This is a genomic window from Catenulispora subtropica (assembly GCF_039531675.1).
Lineage (GTDB): Bacteria > Actinomycetota > Actinomycetes > Streptomycetales > Catenulisporaceae > Catenulispora > Catenulispora subtropica.
Window position 1 is genome coordinate 1 of record NZ_BAAAQM010000126.1, and the last position, 1,498, is coordinate 1,498.

Genomic DNA, 1,498 nt, shown 5'->3' on the forward strand with positions numbered 1-1,498 from the left:
CTAGGAGCTGTTCGGGGTTCGGATCATGTGTCTCGTCAGGCTAGGTTCGCGCGTTCGCGCTGCCAGTCCAGTGCGAGTCCGGCCATGGTGCGTAGACGGTCGTAGTAGGCGAGTTCGTCCTCGTCCGTGAGAAGTGGTAGCACGATCGCCAGATGGCCGAGGCACCTGTTCAAGACCGCCGTACGCCACTCGTCCAGGGACCCACGCGAGAGCAGTGTCTGGATACATCCGGCGATGTCGGCGTCGAGCATGATGAAGTCGATCTCTCCAACGTCCTTGCCGCGAAGCCGAGCTGGGAAAGGGTGTCGGAGGTGGTCGTCCCACAGTCGGGAGAGCTGGTCGGGTGCTACATCGTCCATGGCGTCGATTGTTGCGCGCCGGCGGGGCGGACGTTGCCCGTACGGCGCTGGGCGAGGTTCGGCGGTGGGCCGACTGCGTTTGGTAGAACTCGGGTGTGGCGCGTTTTGACATCACGGATGCCGAGTGGGCGTTGATTGAGCCGTTGTTGCCGGTGGCGGCGACGGGTCCGTTGCCGCGGCGGGTGCGGGACCAGTTCAACGGGGTGTTGTGGCGGTTCCGCACCGGCGGCGGCTGGCGGGATGTCCCTGAGCGGTACGGGCCCTGGTCCACTGTCTACTCCCGGTTCAACGCCTGGGCCAAGGCCGGGGTGTTCCAGTCGTTGATGGATGCGCTGATCGCCGAGGCGGCGTCGCGCGGTCTGGTCGGCCTGGAGTTGGTGAGCGTGGACTCCACGGTCGTGCGGGCGCATCAGGAATCGGCAGGGCTGGCGATCGCCGGGGAGACCTTGGACGCGCTGGAGCAGGCGTTGACCGAGGAAAAGGGGGCTCCGCTTCCGAAGCAGCCTCCGGTGTGGCGGGTGATACGGCGCAGGTCGCATCCGGTGCGGACGGTCCCGGTCCGGCGGCGGGTCAGGATCGTGCCACAGCACGGCGCCGACGCAAGGCCAGGGCGAAAGCCGCCGGGCTCGGCCGGTCGCGAGGCGGACTGAGCAGCAAGATTCACGCGGCGGTCGACGCGGCGGGGATGCCGTTGGCGTTCGTCCTGACCCCCGGCCAGGCTGCGGACTGCCCGCAGTTCCAGACCGTCATCGAGAAGATCAGGGTCCCGGGTCCCGTCGGCCGGCCCCGAACCCGTCCCGGAGCGGTGGCCGCCGACAAGGCGTACTCCTCCAAAGCTAACCGGGCCTACCTGCGCCGGCGCGGGATCACAGCGGTCATCCCGGAGAAGGTCGATCAGGCGGCCAACCGGAAGAAGAAGGGCTCCGCCGGCGGCCGACCGGTCGGCTTCGACCCCGAGCGCTACAAGCAGCGCAACACCGTCGAACGCTGCTTCCAGAAGGTCAAGACCTGGCGCGGCCTGGCCACTCGCTACGACAAGTCCCTAGAGAGCTTCGCGGCCGGACTCCACCTCCGAGGCTCGATCATGTGGCTGAAGCTCCTCACCTCAACCGCATGATCCGAACCCCGAACAGCTCCTA

General features: G+C 67.6%; 1 protein-coding gene and 1 pseudogene. One reads left to right on the forward strand and one right to left on the reverse strand.

Features of this window, described 5'->3' with window-relative positions; all coding sequences use genetic code 11:
* Positions 1–35 precede the first annotated feature (35 nt).
* The gene (locus ABD466_RS44230; RefSeq protein ID WP_344663322.1) at positions 36–359 is read right to left on the reverse strand and encodes a hypothetical protein; all 324 of its coding nucleotides are present in this window, start codon (positions 357–359) and stop codon (positions 36–38) included.
* Positions 360–454: 95 nt separating this feature from the next.
* Here ABD466_RS44230 and ABD466_RS44235 point away from each other — a divergent pair.
* Positions 455–1,476 (forward strand): annotated as a pseudogene (locus ABD466_RS44235) (IS5 family transposase).
* The last annotated feature ends 22 nt before the right edge of the window (positions 1,477–1,498 follow it).